Annotated in this window: 1 protein-coding gene; it reads right to left on the bottom strand. The window is 68.5% G+C overall.

What is annotated here, in order from left to right:
- Positions 1-12: 12 nt before the first annotated feature.
- Positions 13-809 (bottom strand): IS5 family transposase gene (locus ABD345_RS39980; RefSeq protein WP_380276561.1). Its coding sequence is split into 2 segments (ribosomal slippage): positions 13-464 and positions 464-809, totalling 798 coding nucleotides; the frame shifts between segments, so codons are not numbered across the junction.
- Between the last annotated feature and the right edge of the window lie 41 nt (positions 810-850).

Raw genomic sequence — 850 nt, forward strand, 5'->3', positions numbered from 1 at the left:
TTAGAAGACATCTCATTTGGTGAGTCTGCGGGTGCAGATGATGGCTGCTGCGATGCTGGCGAAGGCGGCGAAGTGGTCGGCTTTGCGTTCGTAGCGGCGGTGGAGGCGGCGGAAGCCGCCGAGCCAGGCGACGGTGCGCTCGATCACCCAGCGGTGCCGGCCGAGGCGGGTGGAGGTCTCGATGCCTCGGCGGGCGATGCGGGCCGGGATCTGTCGTCGTCGCAGGTAGGAGCGGATGAAGCGGTGGTCGTAGGCTTTGTCGGCGTGCAGTTTGCCGGGCCTGCGGCGTCTGGGTCCGCGGCGTGAGCGGATCGGTGGGATCGCGTCGACGAGCGGGATCAGGGCCTGGCTGTCGTGGACGTTGGCGCCGGAGACGGCGAGTGACAGGGGCAGGCCGGTGCGTTCGGTGAGCAGGTGGATCTTCGACCCGTACTTGCCCCGATCGACAGGATTCGGACCTGTCAGCTCCCCCTTTTCAGGGCCCGCATGTTGACCGAGTCGACCGCGCACCGCGACCAGTCCAACTCGCCTTGCGCGCCGAGCTCGTCCAGGACGACGCGGTGGAGCTTGGCCCAGACCCTGGCCTTGCTCCACTCGGTGAAGCGCCGGTGCGCGGTGGGCCCGGACGGGCCGAAGCAGGGCGGAAGTTGGGCCCACGTGCACCCCGACGTGGCGACGAAGACGATCGCCGCCAGCACCTCGCGGTCCCCGTAGCGGCGCCGACCACCACCCTGCGGACGACTCGGCGCCGGCGGCACCACCAACTGGAACAGCTCCCACAGCTCGTCCGGCACCAAGCGCTCCACGATCGTCACGCGAGCAGCTTACAAGCCCAAATGAGATAGCTTCT

The sequence above is a fragment of the Kitasatospora saccharophila genome (assembly GCF_039529925.1).
In the GTDB taxonomy this organism is placed as follows: domain Bacteria; phylum Actinomycetota; class Actinomycetes; order Streptomycetales; family Streptomycetaceae; genus Kitasatospora; species Kitasatospora saccharophila.